This is a genomic window from Woeseia oceani (genome assembly GCF_001677435.1).
Taxonomy (GTDB): Bacteria; Pseudomonadota; Gammaproteobacteria; order Steroidobacterales; family Woeseiaceae; genus Woeseia; species Woeseia oceani.
In genome coordinates this window covers 171847-194891 of the sequence record NZ_CP016268.1, presented here as the reverse complement: position 1 = coordinate 194891, position 23045 = coordinate 171847, and the positions used below count along the sequence as shown (strand labels likewise).

Sequence of the window (23045 nt, the reverse complement as noted above, 5' to 3'; positions counted from 1 at the left end):
CCGTGAACAGAACCGCACTGGCCGGTGCCGGTGTCCTGCAAACCCGGCCGCGCCATCAGTCAGCGGACATCATTGCCTGCATCGAAAAGGCCGGTGGCCGGGCCTTTAATATTCCGGTCATCGACATCGTGGCGCGACCGCGCGCCGCCATCGCCGCTGAAATGGACAGTCTGGCAACGCCTGACATTCTGATATTTGTCAGTCGGAACGCGGTTGACCACGGGCTGTTTCTGGCGCCCGGCCACGCCCGCCTCGGCGCGATAGGCAAAGCCACCGCCGATGCCATTGTGGCCGCCGGGCGACGCGCCGACATCCTCCCGGAGAATGGCTTTGACAGTGAGGCCTTGCTGGCCGAGGCCGATCTGCAGGCCGTCAGCGGCAAGCGCATACTGATCGTGCGCGGCGATGGCGGCCGCGGGCTGCTCGGCCAGACACTGCGCGCCCGTGGCGCTACGGTGGATTACATTTGCGTCTACGAACGCCGCCCCCACCCCATCAGCACGCAGGAGCAAGAAATGCTGGCGAACGCCTGCCGTCAGGGTGACATACACTACCTGCTGGCCATGAGCGTCGCCTCGCTCGACAACCTGCTGGACTTGCTGCCGGCCGACTGCAGCGGACCCGGCACCGGCGTCCGACTGGTGACGCCCAGCGATCGTGTGATAATGGCGGCAGAAAAACGGCTTCCCGGGATGCGGGCGCTGTTGGCCACCCATCCTCGTGCCGAGGACATGGTGGCTGCAATGATCGCCGACTGGCAGCAGCAAGCGGACCCAACGAATGAGTAACAACGAAAAAGCAGACGAACAAAAAGCGCCAGCGGACGATCAGGTCGTTATTGAAACGGCCAGCGAATCCGCGACGACAGCGCCAGAGGCTCAGGCGGCTGATCAGGACACAGGTGCGGCGAGCCCGGAAGCGTCGCGTACGAAGAGCTCCCGTGGCAGTCTGCTGCTCGCGTTGCTGGCCCTGCTGCTTGCCCTCGCGGCGCTGGCCGGTGTTGCCTGGCAACTGCTGGCGGACGCTACGCCAGATGCGCTGGCAACCCGCAATGAGGCCGCTTTACTGCGCCTGGAGCGCGAACTGCAGGACAGTAACAACAGCCTCCGTCAGAGTGAGCAGGCACTCGCGGCTTTGCGGTCCTCGCTAGGCGCTGGCAATGATGAAGTCAGCGCACTGCAACGCACATTGAATGAACGTCTGCGGCCGCTGGAAGCAGTACCCGGACGACTTTCCAGTCTCGAGTCGTCCATGGCCGCCTTGCAAGGCATTTCCAGTGGACTGCGCGATACCTGGTTGCTGTCCGAGGCGGAGTATTACCTGCAGATTGCCAATGCCCAGATTCAACTGGCCGGCAATGTGTCACTCGCTCAGATTGCGCTGCAGCTGGCCGATGAACGGCTGGTCTCGCTGGCCAATCCCGGCCTGACTGACGTTCGGCGCGCGCTCGCCGATGAACTCCGCCAGCTCGACGCACTGGGTGCCGCCGATACCGAGGGTGCGGCACTGATGCTCTCCAGTCTGGCAGGGGCGATTGATTCACTGACCCTTAAGACTGACATCGTGCAGCCGAACTTCGATGGTCCGGGAATCGATCCGAATCTGACCGGGGTCGCCCGTGCGTGGGCATCGCTCAAGAGCTCGCTCAGCAATGTTATTTCGGTGCGCCGCAGCGATCAGCCGGTCACCCCGTTGTTGCCGCCGGATGCCGCGTATTTCCTGCGCAGCAACCTGACGTTGCAGCTGCAAGCCGCGCGCCTCGCCCTGCTGCGCGGTGAACAAACCTTGTTCCGGCAGAGCCTGGACGACGCCGGACGCTGGCTTGAGGAGTACTACGATGTCGGCAGTCTGCCGGTAAAGAGCGCGCTCGACACCATCAAAGAATTGCGCTCGACGGCATTTCGGCCAAACCCGCCCGACATCTCCGGGTCGCTCGCCCTGCTGCGGCAATACATTTCCCTGCAGTCCCGCGACCGACGCCCGCCTGCCGCTGACGACGCCGGAACTGATCAATGAAATTTGGCCTGCTCGTCGTTACTTCGATCGTGTTAGCCGCGATCGGCGCCAGCTTTTTGCTGCATGACCCCGGATATATCGTCATTAACTTCCGCGGCTACATCGTCGAAATGTCGGTGCCGGCGTTACTCGGGGCCATCGCGTTACTGATTTTCTCGTTATGGCTGCTTGGCAAACTCTGGCGCGCGCCGCGCCGCCTGGGCGAAGCCGCCGGCCGTTACCGCAGTGGCCGCGCCGGGCAACGTCTGACCCGTGGCGTTATTGAAATGGCCGAGGGCAATTTCGCCCGCGGTGAGAAACTGCTGGCCCGCTCCGCGCCTGGCAGCGATGCACCATTGCTCAATTACCTGCAGGCAGCACGTGCCGCCCACCTGCGCGGCAACGACGAACGGCGTGATGGCTGGCTGAAAGAGGCTTACGAACGCTTGCCGAATGCCGCCAATGCCGTCTTGCTGACCCAGGCTGAACTGCAACTCGACCGCCAGCAGTATGAACAGGCGCTCGCGACCTTGCGGCAGCTCGAAGAAAACTCGCCCAATCACAGTCACGCGCTGGTGCTGATGGGCAAACTGTACTTCCGGCTGGAAGACTGGAAGCAACTGGCGGCCCTCCTGCCGCGTTTGAAAAAGCACGGTCGGCTTGATGAGAAGCTGCTCGCGACATGGACCGTCCGCGTACACGTCGAGGCGTTGCGAGCCGCAGCTGATGCCGATGCGGTAATGAGTGTCTGGAAGGAGGTACCTCGTGCGTACCACAAGAACGATCAGCTACTCGAAGCCTATTTCGCCGCGCTAAGCCGCTGCGGCAAGCACGACCAGGTCGAAAAGGAAATCGCCGCTGCATTGAAGCGCGAATGGCGCGGACCGCTGGTACGCCTGTACGGCACGGCGCAAAGCAGCGACCCGAGCCGCCAGCTCAAGCGCGCAGAAAACTGGCTGAAAACACACGGCGAGGACCCCGACCTGTTGTTGGCAGCGGCACGGCTTTGCCTGCGCAACGAACTGTGGGGCAAGGCGCGCAGTTACCTGGAAACCACGCTGGCGGTGCGACCAAGTCCCGAGGCCTACCAGGAATACGGGCGATTGCTGAACCAGCTTGGCGAAGGGACGGCCGCCGCAGAGGCATACCGCGCCGGCCTCGGTCTCGTTACCCCACTGAGCAACACGGCAATTCCGTGGCTCGGCCCTGATCCCAGCAAAGACTGACGAACGGTGGGCAAGTGGCAATACCTGATCGCCGGTGCCGGCTATAGCGGCCAACGCATACTCGATACCTTGCCGCCCGTCGCTGCAACCGGTCTCAGGCGGCACGAAGACGAACAACCGTTGCACAGCATAATTGCCGCCGATCTCGATCAGCCGATCGCGCCGTTACCTGCGGTCGACTGCGTCATCTACACGGTGCCACCAGCCGCACTGCCGGATCCCCGTCTGCAACACTTCCTGGACGCACTGAGCAACGTTCCGCGCCGTTTCGTTTATTTCAGCACCAGCGGCGTGTACGGCGATACCGGTGGTGAGCGAGTGAGTGAAGACGACCCTGTGGCACCGAAGACCGACCGCGCCCAGCGCCGGGTTGCCGCTGAAGCGCAGCTGCAAAGCTGGTGCAGCGAACACAATTCGGAACTGGTCGTTCTGCGGGTGCCCGGTATTTACGGGCCTGGCCGACTTGGCCTGGAACGGCTGCAACGCGGTGAACCGATACTGCGGGAAGAAGATGCGGGACCTGGCAATCGCATCCACGTTGACGACCTCGTGAACTGCGCACTGGCGGCGACCGACCCCGCGCGCCCCGCTGGCGTGTACAACGTCGGCGATGGCGACCACCGGAGTAGCAGCTGGTTTGCCAGCACAGTGGCAACGCTGGCCGGACTGGACATACCCGAGGCCATCACCATGGCGGAAGCCAGCGAGACCTGGGGTGAACGACGCCTGTCATTCCTGCGGGAGTCGCGACGTCTGGATTTGCGGCGTATGTACGACGTCTTGCGTATCTGTCCACGCTACCCGGATGCCACGGAAGGCATCCGCGCCAGTCTGCGCGCCGGCCAGCGAACAGCGACGGTTGATGCTTAGGGCTGGCTACGCACGCTCTTGAGCCATTTGACCAGCGGGTCCCATTGCTCCCAATCGGGCCACGCCAGGTACTCCGGCAACTCGTGAATACCGAGCCCGCGCGTGTAAGCACGCACGTAATTCTGCGCCTCGCGCAGCGCCGTGATGTACGGCACCCTGGCGGTGGTCAGGTGCTCATCGAGTTCTTCGAAGATAAGTGTATTTTCTCGCACCCTGTTCGCCACAACGCCGATTTTCGCGCCTTTTTTCTCGATCTTGCTGACCCCTTTGAGCTCCGTGATAAAGCGGTCAGTGGCCTGCATGTCGATGGTTGACGGCAGTACCGGCACGACGATGGTTTCGGCGTGCTTGACGAGATCGTTGAGTTCTTTGTCGTGCGTTCGTGCCGGCGCGTCGATGACCAGCAAGTCTGCCGTGCGTGGCATCTTCCTGAGCCCGTCGGCGTAGCCGGCAACACCGGCTATCGAAGGTCGGTTTTCCGGACGACGATCTATCCAGTCCAGTCCGGATCGCTGTGGATCAAAATCGGCCAACGCGACCGCGAGGCCTTCGTTCGCAAAATAAGCCGCTATGTTCGTTGCCAAGGTGCTCTTGCCGCAACCGCCTTTGGCGTTCATGACCATGATGTGCCGCATTGCCAGTCCCCGAGTCAGGTTTAGTTGTTATTAGCAGGTTTATGTAAACTACCCGCGCCGCAATTAAAAGTCCATTGACAGGCAATTGCGACTTGTTGCAGCGAATGCGAAGCACACGGAACGGGCCACCGATCATGCTAAGCTCTCGCCGACAAGAGACCGACGCCGTACACATCGGCATTAAGAAAGTAGCAGGGGAAACGCGCCAGATGAGCACCCAGACGAAACAGGAATTTGTTGATGACGCAGCGTCGGAACAGTCGGTGTACGATTATCTTGAAGCGCACCCGGATTTTTTCGAACGGCATAACACGCTGCTTGGCATGCTCAGGCTTCCGCACGTTACCGGCGGCACCGTGTCACTCGTAGAACGGCAGGTATCAGTATTGCGCCAGAAAGACCTGAAACTTGAGCGGCAGCTGAAAGAACTCGTGGAAGTTGCGCGTGCCAATGACATTCTGGCCGCCAAAATTCACGAAATGGCGCTCACCTTGCTGGCGGCGGACACGCTTAAAGACACGCTCGCCGTGGTAGAGACCGCATTGCGCACCTCGTTCGGCGCGGATCACTCGGTGCTCGTGCTGTTCACCGACCCGGAGCTGTTCGAGCAATCCGACGTCAACCGCTTTTTCCGCCCGATCGAACGCAACGACGTACCGATAAAAGCCTTCTCGACCTTTCTCGAAAGCGATCTGCCGCGTTGCGGCCAGATCCGTGATGCCCAACGTGACTTCCTGTTCCCTGGCGAGGCTGACGAAGTGGGCTCGGTCGCGCTCGTGCCGCTGGGCAAGAAATCCAGTTCCGGTTTCCTCGCCATCGGCAGTGCCGATGCCAACCGTTTCCACCCGGGCATGAGCATCGATTTTCTGGCCCGCCTTGGCGACCTGCTGGCAGCAGCCCTGCGCCGCTATTGAGCCACCCTGGCAAGGGGGCACGCTTTGCGTGACGACCAGCGCCGCCACATCGACGAATTCATCCGGCACCTTGCTATGGAGCGGCGCCTTTCACCGCTGACCTGCAAGAACTACCGCCGCGACCTGGAAGCACTCGCGGACTGGTGTGGCGAACAGGACATCGCGCGCTGGGACCAGCTGGACGACGAACACATCCGCAATTTCAGCGCGAGCTGTTACCGCAAAGGCCTCGCGGCCCGCAGTATTCAGCGACGCCTGTCAGCCATACGCAGCTACTTTCGCTACCTGCTGCGCGAAAAGCGGGTTACACGAAACCCGGTTACCGGTGTCAGCGCGCCGAAAGCGAAGAAGCGACTGCCCGGCAATCTCGACGCTGACCGCATGTCGCGGCTGCTGGAGATAGACGGTGACGGGCCGCTGGTCGCCCGTGACCGCGCGATCCTGGAGCTGTTCTATTCCTCGGGCCTGCGGCTGGCAGAGCTGGTCTCTCTGGACCTGCACGATGTCGATCTCGCTGACGGCACCGTCCGCGTAACCGGCAAAGGCAGCAAGGAACGCATAGTGCCGGTAGGCCGCAAAGCCGGCACGGCGATAAAGGCCTGGCGCCACGAGCGACAGGCACTCGCCGCCAGCACCCAGAATGCGCTGTTCGTAAGCCAGCACGGTCGCCGCCTCAGCCATCGCGCCGTGCAGCAACGCGTCGCCCACTGGGCCCGCAAGCAGGGCATCGACGCCCGCGTCTATCCGCACTTGCTCCGGCATTCGTTTGCCACCCACCTGCTGGAGTCCAGTCACGACCTGCGCGGTGTGCAGGAATTGCTGGGGCACGCCAATATCAGCACCACCCAGGTTTACACCCATCTTGATTTTCAGCACCTGGCCCAGATATACGACCAAACCCATCCAAGGGCGCGGATCAAAAGCAAAAAGTAAATACGCACGCAGCAGCGGACACCCGGACTTAACCGCGGTCTATACTGTGCGGCCCTTTGATCCGGGCAATCAGTCAGGAACCCAGCAACATGGAACAATTTCGCGGCACCACTATCGTTTCCGTACGACGTGGCGACAGCGTGGCCATTGCCGGCGACGGCCAGGTCAGTCTCGGCAACACCATCATGAAAGGCAATGCGCGCAAGGTTCGACGCCTTGCCGGCGGTCGGGTGATTGCGGGCTTCGCCGGCGGCACGGCCGATGCCTTCACTCTCTTTGAACTGTTCGAAGCGAAACTCGAGCAATACGGCAACCTGACCCGCGCCGCCATTGAACTGGCGAAAGAGTGGCGCACGGATCGCCGCCTGCGGCGGCTTGAAGCCCTGCTGTGCGTCGCCGATCAGGAGGCATCGTTCATCATCTCCGGCAATGGTGACGTGATTGAGCCGGAAAATGACCTGATGGCGATAGGCTCCGGCGGTTCATTCGCCCAGGCCGCTGCCATGGCGCTGGCCGAGAACACCGAGATGAGCGCCCGCGAAATCGTTGAGAAGGCATTGATCATCGCCGGCAATATCTGCGTCTACACCAACCGAAATATCGTCATTGAGGAACTGCCATCCACCGCTGGCGGCAAGAAATAACATGTCACAAATGACCCCGAGAGAGATCGTCCAGGAACTGGACAAGCACATCATTGGCCAGGACGAAGCGAAGCGCGCCGTTGCCATAGCATTGCGCAATCGCTGGCGGCGGGTGCAGGTCGACGAACCCCTGCGCAGCGAAATCACGCCCAAGAACATTCTGATGATCGGCGCCACCGGCATCGGCAAGACGGAAATTTCCCGACGCCTGGCCAAGCTGGCGAAAGCACCGTTCATCAAGGTAGAAGCGACCAAGTTCACCGAAGTTGGCTATGTCGGCCGGGAGGTGGACAGCATCATCCGTGATCTGGTCGACATCTCCGTTAAGCTGACACGCGAGTCGGCGATGGACAAGGTCCGCCACCGGGCCGAGGATTCGGCCGAGGAGCGACTGCTGGACGCTTTGTTGCCCGGCAGCCCCCACGTGGCCGACGCCGACGAGACCGGCGGCCGCCGTGACAACAGTGAGACCCGGCAGAAATTTCGCAAAATGCTGCGCGAGGGCAAACTGGACGACAAAGAGGTCGAGATCGATATCCAGGTGATGCCGGTTGGCGTCGAAATCATGGCCCCGCCCGGTATGGAAGAAATGACCAGCCAGCTGCAGGGCATGTTCCAGAATTTGTCGAACAACAAGCGCAAGACCCGCAAGCTGAAGGTTCGCGAAGCAATGAAGCTGCTGACCGACGAAGAAGCGGCGAAGATGCTCGACGAGGAAGAGCTGAAGCTGCAGGCGGTCGAGGCCGTCGAACAGCATGGCATCGTGTTTCTCGACGAAATCGACAAAGTGGCCCGCCGTTCGGAGACGATGGGCGCAGATGTCTCCCGCGAGGGCGTGCAGCGCGACCTGCTGCCGCTGGTCGAAGGCTCAACCATCAACACCAAATACGGCATGGTGCGCACGGACCACATCCTGTTCATCGCCTCCGGTGCGTTCCACGTTTCCAAACCGTCTGACCTTATTCCGGAACTGCAGGGCCGCTTCCCGATCCGGGTCGAGCTGAAGCCACTGAAGACCGAAGAGTTCATTCGCATCCTGACCGAACCGGACGCCTCGCTCACCTCACAGTACAAAGCACTGATCGCCACCGAAGAAGTGAAGCTGGATTTCACCGACGACGGCGTACGCCGGCTGGCCGAGGTTGCGTTTCACGTCAATGAAACCACCGAGAACATCGGCGCCCGGCGCTTGCACACGGTCATGGAACGGCTGCTGGAACAGGTGTCGTTCGAAGCCTCGGACAAGAGCGGCACCGAGGTGCTGGTCGACGCGGCCTACGTGGATGCCCACCTCGGTGAACTGTCGCAGGACGAGGATCTGAGTCGCTACATACTCTGAGCAGAAGGCAACCGCTATGGATCCCACACCGACCGAAATTCGGCTGCGCACGGAGTCGCGTTGCCTGACCGTCAGTTTCGACGACGGCCAGCAGTTCGATTTGTCCTTCGAATACCTGCGGGTCTCCTCGCCGTCCGCCGAAGTCAAAGGCCACGGCCCCGGTCAGGAAGTGCTGCAAACGGGTAAAGAAGACGTAAAAGTACTGAAAGTCGAGCCGGTTGGCCGCTACGCCGTGCGCCTGATTTTCGACGATGGCCACGATTCAGGGTTGTTTTCGTGGCGTTACCTGCATGAACTGGGCCGTGAGCAGGATAAGCGCTGGGCCGACTACCTCGACCGCCTGACGGCTGCGGGTTATGCTCGCCGCACTCCGCCAGACAGCCCGGACCCATGAGCGACGACAACACACATTTCGGTTACCAAACCGTCCCGCTGGCCGACAAGGCTCGCCGCGTTCGTGGCGTGTTCGATTCGGTAGCGAGCCGCTACGACGTCATGAACGATCTGATGTCGGGCGGACTGCACCGTCTGTGGAAACGCCAGACGATTACCGAAGCGGCCGTTCGACGCGGCCAGAAGGTATTGGACCTGGCCGGTGGCACCGGCGATTTGGCGCTGGCGTTTTCCCGGCAGGTCGGTGCATCCGGTCAGGTCGTGCTGGCCGACATCAATGCCAGTATGCTGCGCGAAGGCCGGCGACGACTGGTAGACGCCGGCGTGGCCGGTAATCTCTCCATCGCCCAGGTGGACGCGGAACAACTGCCGTTCGCGGACGGCACCTTTGACCGCATCACGATTGCCTTTGGCCTGCGCAATGTCAGCCGCAAGGAACGTGCCATTGCCTCCATGTTCCGGGTACTGAAGCCCGGCGGCAAACTGCTCATCCTCGAATTTTCAAAGCCGGCAGAAGTCTTGCAACCGGCCTACGATGCTTATTCCTTCAAGGTACTGCCGATGCTCGGCAAGCTGGTCGCCGGAGATGATGCCAGCTACCAGTACCTCGCCGAATCAATACGCATGCACCCGGATCAGGAAACGCTGCTGCGCATGCTGCAGGAAGCCGGTTTCGAACGCTGCAAATACACCAACATGGCAGGCGGCATCGTCGCTTTGCACACCGGCGTGCGACTCTGATGGACCCGCTCTTCGCACTGTTTAACCCGGTCGTGTCACTGTTGAACAGGCAGATCGCACAGGTCACGCCTGCGCAACAACTCTGCGCACGGCTGGATACGAAGACAGTGGCAATTCGCGTACGGGACACGGCACTGGCAGTCGGCTTGACGGCCAGTCACGATCGTCTGGCCCTTAATACGCTTGATGATATTGAACCGGACGTCGTCATCACCGGGTCTCTCCTGTCACTCGCCAGACTGGCGGGTGAGGACGGCGAAGCACTCATTCGCGATGGCCGCATCGATCTGACCGGCGACGCACTGGTCGCCAATGACTTTCGTGAGCTGTTGCGTTACGCGCGACCTGATCTGGAAGAACAACTGTCCGGGGTTGTGGGTGATACGGCCGCGCACGGTATTGGCGACATTGTTCGCAATGTCAGCCGGTGGGGTCGGGAGGCGCGCTCCACGCTGCGTGCCAACATAGGCGAATACCTGCAGGAAGAGAGCCGCAGTGTGCCGAGCCGACTGGAAGCAGACGAATTTCGGGATGCCGTCCAGGTGCTGCGCGACGACGTCGAACGCGCCGAGGCACGCATGGCCCGACTCGAAGCGGCCAGGGATAACGGCTGAATGATCTTTCGTCGGCGTACCCTGCTCCGAATGCTGGGCATACAACGCGTACTGGTTCGCCACGGTCTCGACGAGATCATCAAGACGACCCACTTTCTGCGGCCATTGCGTTACTTTTTCTACCTGTTCCCGCGCAGCAAGGATGCCGATGGGCCCTTGGGTCAGCGGCTCCGTCTCGCGCTGGAGGAACTTGGCCCGATTTTCGTGAAATTTGGCCAGGCGGTGTCGACCCGGCGCGACCTGTTGCCGCCGGACATCGCAGACGAACTGGCCAAACTGCAAGATCAGGTGCCGCCTTTTGCCTCGGAGGAAGCGGTACGCATACTCGACGAGGTTTACGGTGAATCCGTGCAGTCGGTATTCGCGCGCTTTGACGACGCGCCACTGGCGGCCGCGTCGATTGCGCAGGTACACAGCGCCGCCCTGCACGATGGCAGCGAAGTCATCGTCAAGGTATTGCGACCCGGTGTGCGGGCGCTGATTGATCGCGACCTCGAAGTACTGTTCCTGATCGCCGGCCTGGCTGATCGCTACTGGCCCGGCAGCAAACGGCTGCGACCGCTGGAGGTTGTGGCCGAGTACGAGAAAACCATCATCGATGAACTCGACCTGATGCGCGAAGCCGCCAATGCGGCGCAGCTGAAGCGCAACTTCGAGAACTCGGATCTGTTGTACGTGCCCGACGTGTACTGGGATTACTGCCGAACCCAGGTACTGGTGCAGGAACGCATTTACGGCGTACCGATCAGCGACATGCAAACGCTGCGCGAGACCGGCACGGACATTCAGAAGCTGGCGGAAAACGGGGTCGAAATATTCTTCACCCAGGTATTCCGCCACAATTTTTTTCACGCCGACATGCATCCCGGCAATATCTTTGTGCAGATCGATGACCCGGCGCAGCCGAAGTACGCTGCGATCGATTTTGGGATCGTCGGCACGTTAAGCCCGACCGACCAGCACTACCTCGCCGAAAATTTCCTGGCGTTTTTCGATCGCGACTATCTGAAAATTGCGAAGCTGCATGTCGATTCCGGCTGGGTACCGGCGCATACCCGCGTGGACGAACTGGAATCTGCCGTCCGCACGGTGTGCGAACCGATCTTTAACAAGCCGCTCGCGGAAATCTCCTTTGCGCAAGTATTGATTCGCTTGTTTGAAACGGCGCGCCGTTTTGACATGGAAATTCAACCGCAACTTATTTTGTTGCAGAAGACCCTGTTCAATATTGAAGGGCTGGGCCGCGAGCTGTATCCGCAACTCGACCTTTGGAAAACCGCGCATCCGGTGCTCAAGCGCTGGATGGACGAGCAGGTCGGCGGTCGCGCCGTTATCGACAGCATCCGCCAGAACCTTCCGCAACTGCGGGAAGCGCTGCGCGAGCTGCCGGGCGTGGTCAAATACCTGGCCGATCAGGCGGCGAGCGGCAGCTTGAGCATGACCGTGCGCTCTGACGATCTGACCCGGATCGACCAGCAGCTGGCGAGCCAGTCGCGGCAACGCTTTGTCCTGCTGCTGGGCAGCACCGCAGCGCTGTGTGGCACGGTATTGCTGGCACTGGAAACGCTGCCGTGGCTGGGCGCCGGACTGCTGGCAGGTGCCGTTATTGCCTTCGCCAAAGGTCGTCCGCGCGCGTGATGGCGCGGTGCCTCACGATGCCGGCTTTCCCGCCGCACGGCTACCGCTTAACGTCCGTTTCGACACTTTTTCCGGCGCTGTAAGCACTACAGCGCCCTTCGCCATCCTGGGAACCGCGTGATGCCGGAAGAGACCGGAAACGACAAACGAAACCAACGAACCGTGCGCAGTTTTGTCCGCCGCACGGGCCGTATGACCAGTGCACAGAACCGGGCCATGCGCGACCTCTGGCCACAGTTCGGTCTCGATTATAAAGAGCAGCATCTGGATTTCGCGTCCGTGTACGGGCGCCACGCACCGACGGTTCTGGAGATCGGTTTCGGCAATGGCGAAACCCTGGTCGAACAAGCGGCCGGCGACCCCGAACGCAACTACCTGGGTGTCGAAGTGCACGAGCCGGGTGTGGGCCACTGCCTGCTGCACATTGAAGCTGCCGCAATTTCAAATTTGCGGCTGATCGCACACGATGCACTGGAAGTCCTCGCGAAGCAGGTGGCCGATGCGTCACTCGACAGAATCAACCTCTACTTCGCGGACCCGTGGCCGAAGAAGCGGCACCACAAGCGACGCATCGTCAACCCTGACTTTCTGCAATTGTGCGCGGCTAAGCTTGCTCCTTCCGGCAATCTGCACATCGCCACTGACTGGGCTGGCTACGCGGAGCACATAGACGAACAAATTGCCCATGCGCATCAATTTGAATTGATTGAACGCCGGGAACACCGCGGCGATCGGCCACTGGACAGACCCACAACGAAGTTCGAACGACGCGGTCTGAAATGCGGCCATGCGATAGTTGACTGGAAGTTGCGGCGGATATAGTTCGCAATTTCAAACAGCTGCGACAAACAGGGAAGCGCAGGCGCAAGCATCGCCGGTACCGCAGGTTGCTATGCGGTGCGAATCAACTATACCTAGGGGTAAGGGAGCCGCGGAAACCCAGCAGGAATTGATTCAATCGGAGGAGGTAAGCACCATGGCTGTCGTATTCCCGGTAATCGGGCACTGGTACCGCCGCAGTAACGGGACGCTGTTCGAGGTCGTTGCTGTCGACGAACAGGATTCAACCATCGAATTGCAGTACTTCGACGGTACGATCGATGAAGTTGACATGGAAGCCTGGCCCGCGCTGCTCATTGAACAGGTCCGCGCCCCGGAAGACTGGTCCGGCTCAGTCGACATGACCGCCGAGGATTTTCTGGACAGCGAACCGGGCGATTTGCCGCTGGGCTGGCAAGACCCGCTGGAGATCCTGGAAAACTCGGAGTAAGTCGTCAGGCTGAATCCGGCCCGTAGACCACCACCTCGCCGTCGATTACTTCGGCGCGAACACGGCGCAATGTCTTGCCCGGACAAGGCCCGGCGATGCAAAGACCTGATTCGATTTCGAACAACGCACCGTGCGATGAACAGATGATCAGCGACTGATCCTTGGTCAGGAAGCTGTCGGGTTTGAAGTTCAGCGGGTGACCGGCGTGTGCGCAATAATTCTGATAGGCATGCACCGCGTCCGCCTTGCGAACAATGAAGCCGCGGAACGGCCATTCACCGTCACCAATCCGAAATTCCCTGCAACCCGGATCATCAAGTTCTTCCAGTCGCCCGACCGTTACTGCCACTTCCTGCGCCATCGTCATCCCTGTCCACCCACTCCTCGCTTAATCTGCGGCATCGCATCCGCAGTCTTCGTCAGCCACTGGCCGCCGCGGCAAGGATAGCGTAGGTTTCACGCATCCTCGACTACCGTGACGCATTGGCCCCTGCATGAGCGAAAGATCCCTACTCAAGTCCCGCATGTTCTGGGTCGGTGTATTGTATTTCGCGGAAGGCTTTCCGCTCGGCATCTTTTATGAAGTCTTGCCCGTGCATTTTCGGATGCAGGGCATCGACCTGTCCGATATCGGCTTCCTGAGCCTGCTTGGGCTGACCTGGACGCTGAAATTTCTCTGGGCACCGGCGGTTGATCATTACCGCCATCACCGAACCTGGATGCTGGTCGTCGATCTTTGCATGGCAGCGATTATGTTCACGCTGGCCGTCTACTCGGAATTTGGCGGCTGGATGTGGTTTGCCATTGCCCTGTTCACCTTGCTGTCGGCCACCAATGACATCGCTATCGACGGTTACACCGTCGAGTTCCTTAATAAACGCGAATTCGGCCTCGCCAACGGTTTGCGGATCGGGCTGTACCGGGTTGGCATGCTGACGGCCGGCGGATTGCTTTGGGTGCAACCACTGGTCGGCTGGACCGGGGTCTATTTTCTCGCCGCGATCATCCTGATTGTCGCCGGCGTTTCCTGCCGGCTGGCGCCGCCGGAACCGCCAGCGGCAAAGAAATCAGCGGTCACCGCGAATAACGAACTGGCCACCCTGCTCAAGCAACCGTCCGTGTTGCTGCCGGCGATTCTGCTCCTTTCCGGCCTGATTGTGTTTGCGCTCGGCACACCGCTGCGCCTCATGGGTGCGTCTACACTGGCGAAAGCGGCACCCGCGATCGCGCTGGGAATGATTTGCCTGGCGCTGCTCAGTGGCGTCTATAACCGTCGGCGCAGTGTACGCATTGACCGCAGCGAACTGGTCGACGGTCCGGTCCTGGGCGCGTTTGTGGAAATGTCCGCCCGCCGCTACTTCTTTCCGGTACTCGTGTTCATCCTGACCTTCAAGCTGGCCGACCAGACGATCGGCTTCATGATCAAACCCTTCTGGGTCGACGCCGGCTTCAGCGCGCGGCAGATCGGCATCGTTTCCATACAGATCGGCCTCGTACTCTCCATTGCCGGTGGCCTGGTCGGCGGCTGGTTCACCGACCGGGTCGGCGTATTCAAGGGACTCTGGATACTGGGCCTGACCCAGATCATATCCAATCTTGGCTATGCCTATATCGCCCATGTCTTTCCGCTGCCGGGCGTAGAAACAGCACAACCCCTGAATCAGCAGATCATGATGTACAGCGCCAGTGCCGTGGAGTCGTTCACCCAGGGGCTCGGTACCGGCGCATTTCTCGCGTTTCTGATGTCGATCGTCAACAAGCGCAACGCCGCAACCGAGTATGCGGTGCTGTCATCCATGTTCGTACTGGCGCGCTCGGTTGCGGGCTGGGCGGGCGGCTTCGGCGCAGAGTCTCTTGGCTACGCGAATTTCTTCCTGCTCAGCTTCCTGTTTGGCTTACCTGCCTACCTGTTGTTGCCCTGGGTACGGAAAATGCTCGACAGCGTTGATGACGATCCGGGCAATGCAGCCGTGCCGGGCTACAAGTCGTAGTCGACGGTCAACGGCGCATGATCCGAGAATCGAATGTCCTTGAAGATATCCGTAGCGCGGACTTTGTCGCGCAGGCCCGGGGTTACTACGTGGTAGTCGATGCGCCAGCCAACGTTGTTGTCCCATGCCCGGCCACGATTTGACCACCAGGTGTACTGGTCCGGCTCTTCGTTGACAACGCGGAACGCATCCACAAAGCCGTGCTTGTCAAACAGGTGGTCCATCCATTCACGTTCTTCTGGCAGGAAGCCCGAGTTTTTCTGATTGCCACGCCAGTTCTTGATGTCGATTTTCTTGTGCGCGATGTTCCAGTCGCCGCACACGATGGCTTCACTCTTGCGCCGTTTCATTTTTTGCAGATGGGGCAGGAACTGGTCCAGGAAACGGAACTTCACGTCCTGACGCACATCGCCGGATGAACCGGACGGCAGGTACAGCGATACGACAGACAAACCGTCCAGCTGCACTTCGAGGTAGCGGCCTTCGTCGTCGAATTCACTGATACCGAGGCCGCGGATGACTTTTTGTGGCTCATGCCGGGTGTAGATGGCAACACCGCTGTACCCTTTCTTCACCGCATCTTCGTAGTAGCAGTGGTAGCCGGCCGGCGCAAAGCACTCATCGGTCAGCTGATGGAACTGGGCTTTGGTCTCCTGAATGCACACAACATCGGCATCTTGGGTCTGCATCCATTGAAAAAAACCTTTACGGGCGGCGGCACGAATGCCATTGGCGTTCAAACTGATTACACGAAACACTGTTTTCCTTTCCAGACAGGCGCGAACTCTGTTCCAACCGAACTACCGGTCGATTCGTACTGTAACCGCAGTAGCTGTGGCATACTCTGGGGCCCAATCGCAATGGCGAAACGTCGGCAGCGCCCAGGCACGCCATCATACAGAAGCTGGAACTCAGACCAAGATCATGCGTGCTTACAAAAGTGAATTTCTGGAATTGGCCCTGGAACTCGGCGTATTGAGGTTCGGCGAATTCACGTTGAAATCGGGACGAAAGAGTCCCTACTTTTTTAATGTCGGCTTGTTCAGTAACGGTTATGCCGCGGCTAAATTGGGCCGCTATTATGCTTCTGCGATCGTCGAATCCAAGATTGAGTTCGACATGCTGTTCGGTCCTGCCTATAAAGGCATACCACTGGCGGCACTGGCGGCGGCAGCACTTGCCGAACACCACGATATCGACGTGCCGTATTCTTTCAACCGTAAGGAAGAGAAAGGACACGGCGAAGGTGGCAGCATTGTCGGTGCACCGTTGTCTGGAAAGGTACTGATTGTCGATGACGTCATAACCGCCGGCACAGCGGTACGCGAGGCTGAACGCATCATCAGCGGGGCTGGCGCCGACGTTGCCGGACTGATGATCTCGCTGGACCGCCAGGAAGTCGGTCGTGACTCCCGTTCGGCGGTACAGGAACTTGAACAAACGTTGAACATTCCGGTCGCAAGTATTGTCGGCCTGGATGACGTCATTGAACTGCTTGAAGAATCCACAGAGTACGGCGAAAACCTGAGCTCGGTCGTGGAATACCGCCGTCGTTACGGCATCAAGACCTGACCGGCGCTGTGGCTACGGAGCTTGCTTTACAGGCCAAACCGGACAATTTAAGCTCCAAGAACGCGAACCAGTCCCTCTTTCGCCAACGGATTTTATGTGATATTCGCGCTATGCGACTCTTCTTAATAACATTTTTGCTGCTTGCCCTCGCCGGTGGGGCGGCCTTGGCCGATACCCCGCAGAAGCTGTATCGCTGGGTGGATAAAGAAGGCGTCGTGCATTACGGCGACAGCGTGCCGCCCGAGTACGCCGAGGTCGAAAAGCAGGTTCTGAACGATGCCGGGGTCACGGTTGGCGTACTGCAAGGCAAGAAAACGCCTGAAGAAATAGCAGAAGAACAACGCCAGGAAGAGGCGCGCATGCAGCGGGAGCTGCAACGACGGGCTGATCAGGCCCTGCTGGCCACCTACCTGTCGATTGACGAAATTGAAATGCACCGGGACCGGCGCGTTGAGCTGTTTCAGGCGCAGGCACGGGTCACTGAACTTTACCTGCGCAACCTCCAGCGCAGGATGGCCTCACTGGAAGACGAAGCGTCGCGATTCCAACCGTACAGCGCCGACGCTGACGCGCCGATGATCGACCCGGACCTCGCGGACGATCTGAATGAGACCCGCAAGACTATCGAACGTCACGAAGCCAATCTGCAGCGCTTTCGCGACGACGAACAAACGATCGTGGCTCGCTTCGACAGCGACATTGATCGCTTCAAGGCACTGAAAGGCCTGAACTGATCAGGGAGGCCGGCTCAGCCCGTGCCCGAGTGACCGAATCCGCCCTCGCCACGCTCACTGCCGGCGAATTCTTCAACCACCTCGAAACTGACTTGCGCTACGGGCACGAACACCATCTGCGCGATGCGTTCGCCAGGCTGAATCTCGTAAGCGGCGTTACTGCGGTTCCAGCAGGAAATGAAAACCTGCCCCTGATAATCCGAATCAATAAGCCCGGTCAGGTTGCCCAGCACGAGACCGTGCTTGTGGCCGAGACCTGAGCGCGGTAGCAGTACCGCCGCAAGGCCCGGATCCTTGATGTAGATGGCAAGACCGGTAGGCACCAGCACCGTCTGACCCGGCTCGACGGTCAGCGCGTCGTCAATAACCGCCCGCATGTCGAGGCCGGCCGAGCCGTCTGTCGCGTAATGTGGCAAGGGAATGGAATCGCCCACCCGGGCATCGAGGATCTTGAGTTCTATAGAGCGCAAAACGGGTCCTTCAGTCGCGAACGGAAATAGCCGGTAATTCTGTCTGGGTTTCTGCGCTGTAACGCGCATTGTAGCGTTCAGCAATCAATGCGATCAGCTCGTGTGCAAGCTCGGTCTTCAGCGCCTTGGGGTAGGCCTTTTCGCCGTCACGCCAGTAAACATCAACAGTGTTGTCATCGTAATCGAAGCCGCAATCGGCACCGACCTTGTTGGCCACGATCATGTCCAGTTTCTTGTTCTGCAATTTGCCCCGGGCGTAGTCACGTACCCGGTCGGTTTCGGCCGCGAAACCTACCGTGAATGGCGCATTTTCGAGTCTGGCGACTGACGCCAGCGTGTCCGGCGCGCGCACGAGATCGAGATGCATCTCGGCTTGTGATTTCTTAATCTTGTGTGCCGATGTTTTGTCCGGCCGATAGTCGGAGACGGCTGCCGCCGCAATAAAGATGTCGATGTCGTCTATATGTTCGTGGGTCGCCGCGAACAACTGCTGCGCGGATTCGACCGCAACCACCACGGCGGATGCCGGTGGCGCAATATTCACGGGCCCGCTGATCAAGGTGACTTCCGCGCCCGCGTCGAGCGCGGCCTGCGCCAGCGCATAACCCATTTTGCCGGAGCTGCGGTTGGTGATGTAGCGGACCGGATCGATCGCTTCACGGGTCGGGCCCGCCGTAATCATCACCTTCTTTCCAGCCAGCAGTTGTGGGCGGGCTGCTGCCGCGACCGGTGCTGCCGCGGGCGCGGCCACGCCGTCCATAACTTCTGCGGCAATCGCCTCTGGCTCGCTCATGCGTCCGGGACCCTGCTCGCCACAGGCCTGATCACCGCTGTCCGGCCCAATGAAACGGACACCGCGGCTTGCCAGTACTTCGCAATTGGCTTGCACAGCAGCACTGGCCCACATGACCCGGTTCATTGCCGGAGCAACAACAACAGGCGCTTCGCTGGCGAGACAGAGCGTGCTCAAGAGATCAGCACCGGAACCGGTCGCGAGCCGCGACAGGAACTCGGCGGTCGCAGGCGCCACCAGAATCGTGTCGGCCCAGCGCGCGAGTTCGATATGCCCCATTGCCGCTTCGGCATCGCGATCCCACAGATTGCTGCGGACCGGTCGCCCGGAGACCGCTTGCAACGCGGTTTCCGTCACAAATTCAGCCGCCGACCGGGTCATCACGACCTGCACGTCGGCGCCGCGCTCGCGCAAGCGCCGCACCAGTTCAGGAGCCTTGTAGGCCGCGATACCGCCGCTAACGCCAAGCAAAATATTGCGTGTTTTCATGATCCTGTCACTTGGTTTGGTGTCGCGAGCTTAGCTTGCCCGGTAGGTCCGTGGCCAGTAAATCAATACGACTCACCCGGTTTTCGCGCTTGTCGATGGATGCCCGGCAACGCAACACTGGGAGCCGGTAATCTCCCAACAAGCCCGGACAAGGAGCGTCCATGAAGCAGGCATCACCCGTGACCGACCCGGGGCCGCACAACCGGCCTGGCCAAGTGGTTTCAGCGGTCCCGACCGACAGTGAATTGCTGGCGACGGTGTTACGTGCAGGCAGCAACGCCACAAGCGCCGCTGCACTCGCGAAACAACTCGTTGATCACCATGGCAGCCTGCGGGCGGTGCTTGCCGCCAGTGAGCAGAGCTTATCTGCACAGGCCGGTGTGGGCAGGGCCCGCCTTGCTGCACTCCGCGCCCTGCCGGACCTGGCACAGCGCTATTTCGAACAATCCCTGCCGGTCGGCCACGCCATTCGCAGCCCGGCGGATACCGAACGTTACCTGAGCGCGAAGCTTCGTGACCTGCCGCACGAGCTGTTTTGCTGCCTGTTTCTGGACAACCGGCACCGGGTGCTCGCTTTCGAGGCCCTGTTTCGCGGCACCATCGACGGCACCAGCGTTTACCCCCGGGAAGTGGTCAAGCAGGCCCTTGCGGTCAATGCCGCCGCCGTCATACTGGCCCATAATCACCCGTCGGGCGTGGCGGAGCCGAGCCAGGCGGACGAGCGCATTACCCGCCGCCTGAAAAGCGCGCTGGAGCTGGTCGATATCCGCTTGCTGGACCATTTCGTGATCGGCGACGGTCAGTGCACGTCGCTGGCCAGCCGCGGGCTGGTCTGAGGCAAGTCTCACCGGCTGGCGCAGGTGGCTTTCAGAGGGGTCAAACCCATGGAATCAGCCAGTCACGCTTGATTGGCGCCCACGACGCTGGTATAAAGACGCGCTCACTGCCCGCTGCTCGCGGGCATTTTTTACAGAATCAGAGACTTAGTCATGTCCAGGGTATGCCAGGTAACAGGGAAGCGGCCGCAGACCGGCAACAACGTTTCTCACGCAAATAACAAGACTCGCCGCCGCTTTTTGCCGAATTTGCAGCACAAGCGCTTCTGGCTGGCGACAGAGAAACGTTACGTGCGGCTGCGGGTATCGCACAAAGGGCTGCGTCTTATCGACAAGCACGGAATCGAAAAGGTTCTGGCTGACTTGCGCGCCGCCGGCCAGCGCATCTAGCCGCAGAGGATAATTTCATGCGCGATAAAATCAGATTAGTGTCGAGTGCCGGTACCGGCCACTTCTACACCACGACCAAAAACAAGCGGCTGCATCCGGAAAAGATGGAGACCCGCAAGTACGATCCCAAGGCACGTAAACACGTCGTCTACAAGGAAGCGAAGATCAAGTAAAGCGATCTTCCGACTCGTTACGTCACAAAAAATACCGGCTCAGTGGCCGGTATTTTTTTGTCTTCGATTTGTAAGCAGAGCAAGCCGCTGATAGTGAACCAGGCCTCGCACTGAATCGCCGCGACAGGCCGGCCTTCAAGCCATCGCATTGACTGGCTGCAGGCGGTAGCACCGCAGCCTCGCTGCGAACTCTTCCAATACCTTGATACCGCTCGCTTCCGCTTCGGCGCACCACTCGCGCAACTGGGTCAACAACTTCTCATTATTCACGTTCGCGCCGTTCCACAGTTCGCTCAGGCGTTCGCGAAACTCATGGACGGTGCGCAACGCGGCGTGATCCGACAGCAGGTGACTCAAGCGCTCGCGGGCGCCTTCATCCAGCAGCGACGGCTGGCGAATCAGCAATGTCCGGGCGCGTTTCAACGCACGATTGCCAGCGGCAACCGCGCGCTCGCGTTTCAGCACCGGCAGCGTTACGTGGCGACTGTAGTCGCGCAGTACGTGCATGCGATTAACAATAATGGCGCGCAGATTTTCGATATCAGCGTGCGCGGCTGGCTGCTCTTCGATCAACGGGCGTGGCGCAACCTTGCGTACTTTGGCAAGACCGACTGTGCGTAGCAAGGTGATGTACATCCAGCCGATATCAAATTCCCAGCGCCTCATTGAAAACTTGGCGGAGGTCGGGAACGCGTGATGATTGTTGTGCAGTTCTTCACCGCCGATGAACAAGCCCCAGGGCACCAGGTTGGTTGCCGCATCATCGCACTCGAAATTTCTGTATCCGGTGTGATGGCCGAGGCCATTGATGATGCCGGCAGCAAACAGCGGCATCGACACTAGCTGGATAGCAATCATCGTAATGCCCGGCACACCGAACAGGACAAGATCGGCAATGATCAGCAAGATGATGCCGCCGAAGGGGAAGCGCAGGTAAACATTGCGCTCCAGCCAGTCGTTCGGAGTGCCGCGGCCGAATTTCTCCAGTGTTTCCGGATTGTCTTTTTCTATCCGATAAAGCTCAGCGCCTTCCAGCAGGACTTTTTTCAGCCCGAACACTTGCGGGCTGTGCGGGTCGCCATCTTTCTCACAAAATGCATGGTGCTTGCGGTGCACAGCCACCCACTCGCGCGTCAACATGCCCGACGTGCACCAAATCCAGAAGCGGAAAAAGTGGCGGATGGCCGGGTGCAACTCAAGTGAGCGATGCGCCTGATCGCGGTGCAGATACAAAGTTACAGACATCATCGTGATTTGAATCATGATCAACATCGCGACAACGTAGCCCCAGATACTCAGATCAAGGACGCCGTAAAAGTATTCCATGCAATAATCCTGCTCAAACAAACAAGCTGTCACTATAGCGAATGGGCCGTGGCCCTCCAAGGAAACCGTCGGCAGATTTCGGCGTCAGGAATCGGCCGTTTTGGCATTTTCGGACCAGGCAATTCATGTTTGTCCGCAAATGGCGTCGAACAGCGGTTAAAAGTGCGTAAACAGAGTCTCGTATGCCAGAGTTACCGGAAGTTGAAACCAGCCGCCGCGGCATTGCGCCTTTCATGGAAGGACACCGCGTGCGCCAGCTCATCGTTCGCGATCGCCGCTTGCGTTGGCCGATACCGGACGGACTGGAGACCACGCTCCGCGGACTTACCGTAGAGAGCCTGACTCGCCGGGCAAAATACCTGCTGTTCCGCACCCGGCATGGCACATTGCTGCTGCATCTCGGCATGTCGGGCAGCCTGCGGATCATTGAACCCGATGAACCGGCCGGCAAGCACGACCACGTCGACCTGCTGATGAGCAACGGCAAGGCGCTGCGCTTCCGGGATCCGCGACGTTTCGGTTCGCTGCTCTGGAGCGAGGGCGAGCGTGTCCACCCTTTGCTGGCCAAACTCGGGCCTGAACCACTGGGCGATGAATTCACCGGAGACTACCTGTGGCAGCGCGCTCGTGGACGGCGTATCGCGATAAAGCCGTTCATCATGAACGCCGCAATAGTGGTCGGAGTCGGCAACATCTATGCAAGCGAAGCGTTGTTCGAAGCCGGCATCCACCCGTTCCGGCAAGCGCAAAAGGTCTCCAAAGCACGCATGCAGAACCTGGCAACCGCGATTAAGGAAGTGCTTGCGCGGGCGTTGACCGCCGGCGGCACAACACTGCGGGATTTCAGCGGCGGCGATGGCCAGCCGGGGTACTTCAAACAACAACTTGCGGTGTATGACCGTGCGGGACGGCCATGTCGCCGCTGCAAACAGCCGTTGCGCTCAACGGTACTCGGCCAGCGCGCCACGTACTATTGCACGCACTGCCAGAAATGAATTTTGGCGCACGTTGACAGCGCAGCGACCGTTTGCCTCTGCAAGCAATGCCCGTAAGGCGCTT

General features: G+C 60.0%; 27 protein-coding genes. 21 read left to right on the top strand and 6 right to left on the bottom strand.

Annotated features, from left to right (window positions below; translation table 11 throughout):
- The first annotated feature begins 2 nt into the window (after window positions 1-2).
- From BA177_RS00865 to BA177_RS00850, 4 genes are read left to right on the top strand one after another with little or no spacing between them, the layout of a single operon-like run.
- Complete coding sequence (locus BA177_RS00865) at window positions 3-788, top strand: uroporphyrinogen-III synthase (RefSeq protein ID WP_068611899.1); 786 nt, start codon at window positions 3-5, stop codon at window positions 786-788.
- Complete coding sequence (locus tag BA177_RS00860) at window positions 781-2016, top strand: uroporphyrinogen-III C-methyltransferase (protein ID WP_068611897.1); 1236 nt, start codon at window positions 781-783, stop codon at window positions 2014-2016. Before BA177_RS00865 ends, BA177_RS00860 begins: the two co-directional genes overlap by 8 nt.
- Entirely contained in the window at window positions 2013-3221 is a 1209-nt protein-coding gene (locus BA177_RS00855; protein ID WP_068611895.1) for a heme biosynthesis HemY N-terminal domain-containing protein, read from the top strand. The genes BA177_RS00860 and BA177_RS00855 overlap by 4 nt, the downstream gene beginning before the upstream one ends.
- Before the next feature lie 6 nt (window positions 3222-3227).
- Complete coding sequence (locus tag BA177_RS00850) at window positions 3228-4091, top strand: NAD-dependent epimerase/dehydratase family protein (RefSeq protein ID WP_082989734.1); 864 nt, start codon at window positions 3228-3230, stop codon at window positions 4089-4091.
- Here the strand turns inward: BA177_RS00850 and BA177_RS00845 are convergent.
- Window positions 4088-4726 carry a ParA family protein gene (locus tag BA177_RS00845; RefSeq protein WP_068611893.1) on the bottom strand — a complete coding sequence of 213 codons (639 nt, stop codon included), beginning with the start codon at window positions 4724-4726 and terminating at the stop codon, window positions 4088-4090. The two genes, BA177_RS00850 and BA177_RS00845, sit on opposite strands and share 4 nt — an antisense overlap.
- A gap of 209 nt (window positions 4727-4935) precedes the next feature.
- On the opposite strand from BA177_RS00845, the gene BA177_RS00840 reads away from it, so the two are divergent.
- The 10 genes from BA177_RS00840 to BA177_RS00795 all read left to right on the top strand — a co-directional run bounded on the left by BA177_RS00840 (window position 4936) and on the right by BA177_RS00795 (window position 13212).
- The gene (locus BA177_RS00840; RefSeq protein WP_068618673.1) at window positions 4936-5640 is read left to right on the top strand and encodes a DUF484 family protein; all 705 of its coding nucleotides are present in this window, start codon (window positions 4936-4938) and stop codon (window positions 5638-5640) included.
- A 24-nt stretch (window positions 5641-5664) separates the two neighbouring features.
- Window positions 5665-6573 (top strand): tyrosine recombinase XerC, encoded by a 909-nt coding sequence (gene xerC, locus BA177_RS00835; protein WP_068611891.1) that lies wholly within the window; start codon window positions 5665-5667, stop codon window positions 6571-6573.
- An 89-nt stretch (window positions 6574-6662) separates the two neighbouring features.
- Window positions 6663-7217, top strand: a complete 555-nt coding sequence (gene hslV / locus BA177_RS00830) for an ATP-dependent protease subunit HslV (RefSeq protein WP_068611889.1) — start codon at window positions 6663-6665, stop codon at window positions 7215-7217.
- A gap of 1 nt (window position 7218) precedes the next feature.
- Window positions 7219-8556 (top strand): ATP-dependent protease ATPase subunit HslU, encoded by a 1338-nt coding sequence (gene hslU / locus BA177_RS00825; RefSeq protein WP_068611887.1) that lies wholly within the window; start codon window positions 7219-7221, stop codon window positions 8554-8556.
- 16 nt (window positions 8557-8572) lie between these two features.
- Window positions 8573-8950 carry a gamma-butyrobetaine hydroxylase-like domain-containing protein gene (locus BA177_RS00820; protein WP_068611885.1) on the top strand — a complete coding sequence of 126 codons (378 nt, stop codon included), beginning with the start codon at window positions 8573-8575 and terminating at the stop codon, window positions 8948-8950.
- Window positions 8947-9690, top strand: coding sequence for a bifunctional demethylmenaquinone methyltransferase/2-methoxy-6-polyprenyl-1,4-benzoquinol methylase UbiE (gene ubiE / locus BA177_RS00815; RefSeq protein ID WP_068611883.1), 744 nt, complete (start codon window positions 8947-8949; stop codon window positions 9688-9690). Before BA177_RS00820 ends, ubiE begins: the two co-directional genes overlap by 4 nt.
- Complete coding sequence (locus tag BA177_RS00810; RefSeq protein ID WP_068611881.1) at window positions 9690-10304, top strand: ubiquinone biosynthesis accessory factor UbiJ; 615 nt, start codon at window positions 9690-9692, stop codon at window positions 10302-10304. The genes ubiE and BA177_RS00810 overlap by 1 nt, the downstream gene beginning before the upstream one ends.
- Window positions 10305-11942, top strand: coding sequence for a ubiquinone biosynthesis regulatory protein kinase UbiB (gene ubiB / locus BA177_RS00805; RefSeq protein WP_068611879.1), 1638 nt, complete (start codon window positions 10305-10307; stop codon window positions 11940-11942).
- A 120-nt stretch (window positions 11943-12062) separates the two neighbouring features.
- The gene (trmB, locus tag BA177_RS00800) at window positions 12063-12764 is read left to right on the top strand and encodes a tRNA (guanosine(46)-N7)-methyltransferase TrmB (protein ID WP_068611878.1); all 702 of its coding nucleotides are present in this window, start codon (window positions 12063-12065) and stop codon (window positions 12762-12764) included.
- Window positions 12765-12918: 154 nt separating this feature from the next.
- A complete protein-coding gene (locus BA177_RS00795; protein ID WP_068611876.1) occupies window positions 12919-13212 on the top strand; it encodes a DUF6763 family protein in 294 nt (97 codons plus the stop codon).
- A gap of 4 nt (window positions 13213-13216) precedes the next feature.
- On the opposite strand, the gene BA177_RS00790 is transcribed toward BA177_RS00795, so the two are convergent.
- Window positions 13217-13579 (bottom strand): Rieske (2Fe-2S) protein, encoded by a 363-nt coding sequence (locus tag BA177_RS00790; RefSeq protein WP_068611874.1) that lies wholly within the window; start codon window positions 13577-13579, stop codon window positions 13217-13219.
- 127 nt (window positions 13580-13706) lie between these two features.
- Here BA177_RS00790 and BA177_RS00785 point away from each other — a divergent pair, with 127 nt between their 5' ends.
- Entirely contained in the window at window positions 13707-15203 is a 1497-nt protein-coding gene (locus BA177_RS00785) for an MFS transporter (protein ID WP_068611872.1), read from the top strand.
- On the opposite strand, the gene BA177_RS00780 is transcribed toward BA177_RS00785, so the two are convergent.
- A complete protein-coding gene (locus BA177_RS00780; RefSeq protein WP_068611870.1) occupies window positions 15191-15961 on the bottom strand; it encodes an exodeoxyribonuclease III in 771 nt (256 codons plus the stop codon). The two genes, BA177_RS00785 and BA177_RS00780, sit on opposite strands and share 13 nt — an antisense overlap.
- 166 nt (window positions 15962-16127) lie before the next feature.
- Between BA177_RS00780 and pyrE the strand changes: the two genes are divergently transcribed.
- On the top strand, window positions 16128-16775 hold the full coding sequence (pyrE, locus tag BA177_RS00775) for an orotate phosphoribosyltransferase (protein WP_068611869.1): 648 nt from the start codon (window positions 16128-16130) through the stop codon (window positions 16773-16775).
- 110 nt (window positions 16776-16885) lie between these two features.
- Window positions 16886-17509 carry a DUF4124 domain-containing protein gene (locus tag BA177_RS00770; protein ID WP_068611867.1) on the top strand — a complete coding sequence of 208 codons (624 nt, stop codon included), beginning with the start codon at window positions 16886-16888 and terminating at the stop codon, window positions 17507-17509.
- 14 nt (window positions 17510-17523) lie between these two features.
- On the opposite strand, the gene dut is transcribed toward BA177_RS00770, so the two are convergent.
- A complete protein-coding gene (gene dut, locus BA177_RS00765) occupies window positions 17524-17979 on the bottom strand; it encodes a dUTP diphosphatase (protein WP_068611865.1) in 456 nt (151 codons plus the stop codon).
- 10 nt (window positions 17980-17989) lie between these two features.
- Window positions 17990-19261: a bifunctional phosphopantothenoylcysteine decarboxylase/phosphopantothenate--cysteine ligase CoaBC gene (gene coaBC / locus BA177_RS00760; protein ID WP_068611863.1), complete on the bottom strand. Its 1272-nt coding sequence runs from the start codon at window positions 19259-19261 to the stop codon at window positions 17990-17992.
- A 161-nt stretch (window positions 19262-19422) separates the two neighbouring features.
- Between coaBC and radC the strand changes: the two genes are divergently transcribed.
- From radC to rpmG, 3 genes are all read left to right on the top strand, one after another.
- On the top strand, window positions 19423-20097 hold the full coding sequence (gene radC / locus BA177_RS00755; RefSeq protein WP_068611861.1) for a RadC family protein: 675 nt from the start codon (window positions 19423-19425) through the stop codon (window positions 20095-20097).
- Between the two features lie 153 nt (window positions 20098-20250).
- Window positions 20251-20487: a 50S ribosomal protein L28 gene (rpmB, locus tag BA177_RS00750; protein ID WP_068611859.1), complete on the top strand. Its 237-nt coding sequence runs from the start codon at window positions 20251-20253 to the stop codon at window positions 20485-20487.
- 17 nt (window positions 20488-20504) lie between these two features.
- Window positions 20505-20660 (top strand): 50S ribosomal protein L33, encoded by a 156-nt coding sequence (rpmG, locus tag BA177_RS00745; RefSeq protein ID WP_068611856.1) that lies wholly within the window; start codon window positions 20505-20507, stop codon window positions 20658-20660.
- A gap of 135 nt (window positions 20661-20795) precedes the next feature.
- Here rpmG and BA177_RS00740 read toward each other — a convergent pair whose 3' ends face one another.
- Window positions 20796-21986, bottom strand: a complete 1191-nt coding sequence (locus BA177_RS00740) for a DesA family fatty acid desaturase (RefSeq protein WP_068611854.1) — start codon at window positions 21984-21986, stop codon at window positions 20796-20798.
- Window positions 21987-22168: 182 nt separating this feature from the next.
- Here BA177_RS00740 and mutM point away from each other — a divergent pair, with 182 nt between their 5' ends.
- Window positions 22169-22981 (top strand): bifunctional DNA-formamidopyrimidine glycosylase/DNA-(apurinic or apyrimidinic site) lyase, encoded by an 813-nt coding sequence (mutM, locus tag BA177_RS00735; RefSeq protein WP_068611852.1) that lies wholly within the window; start codon window positions 22169-22171, stop codon window positions 22979-22981.
- The last annotated feature ends 64 nt before the right edge of the window (window positions 22982-23045 follow it).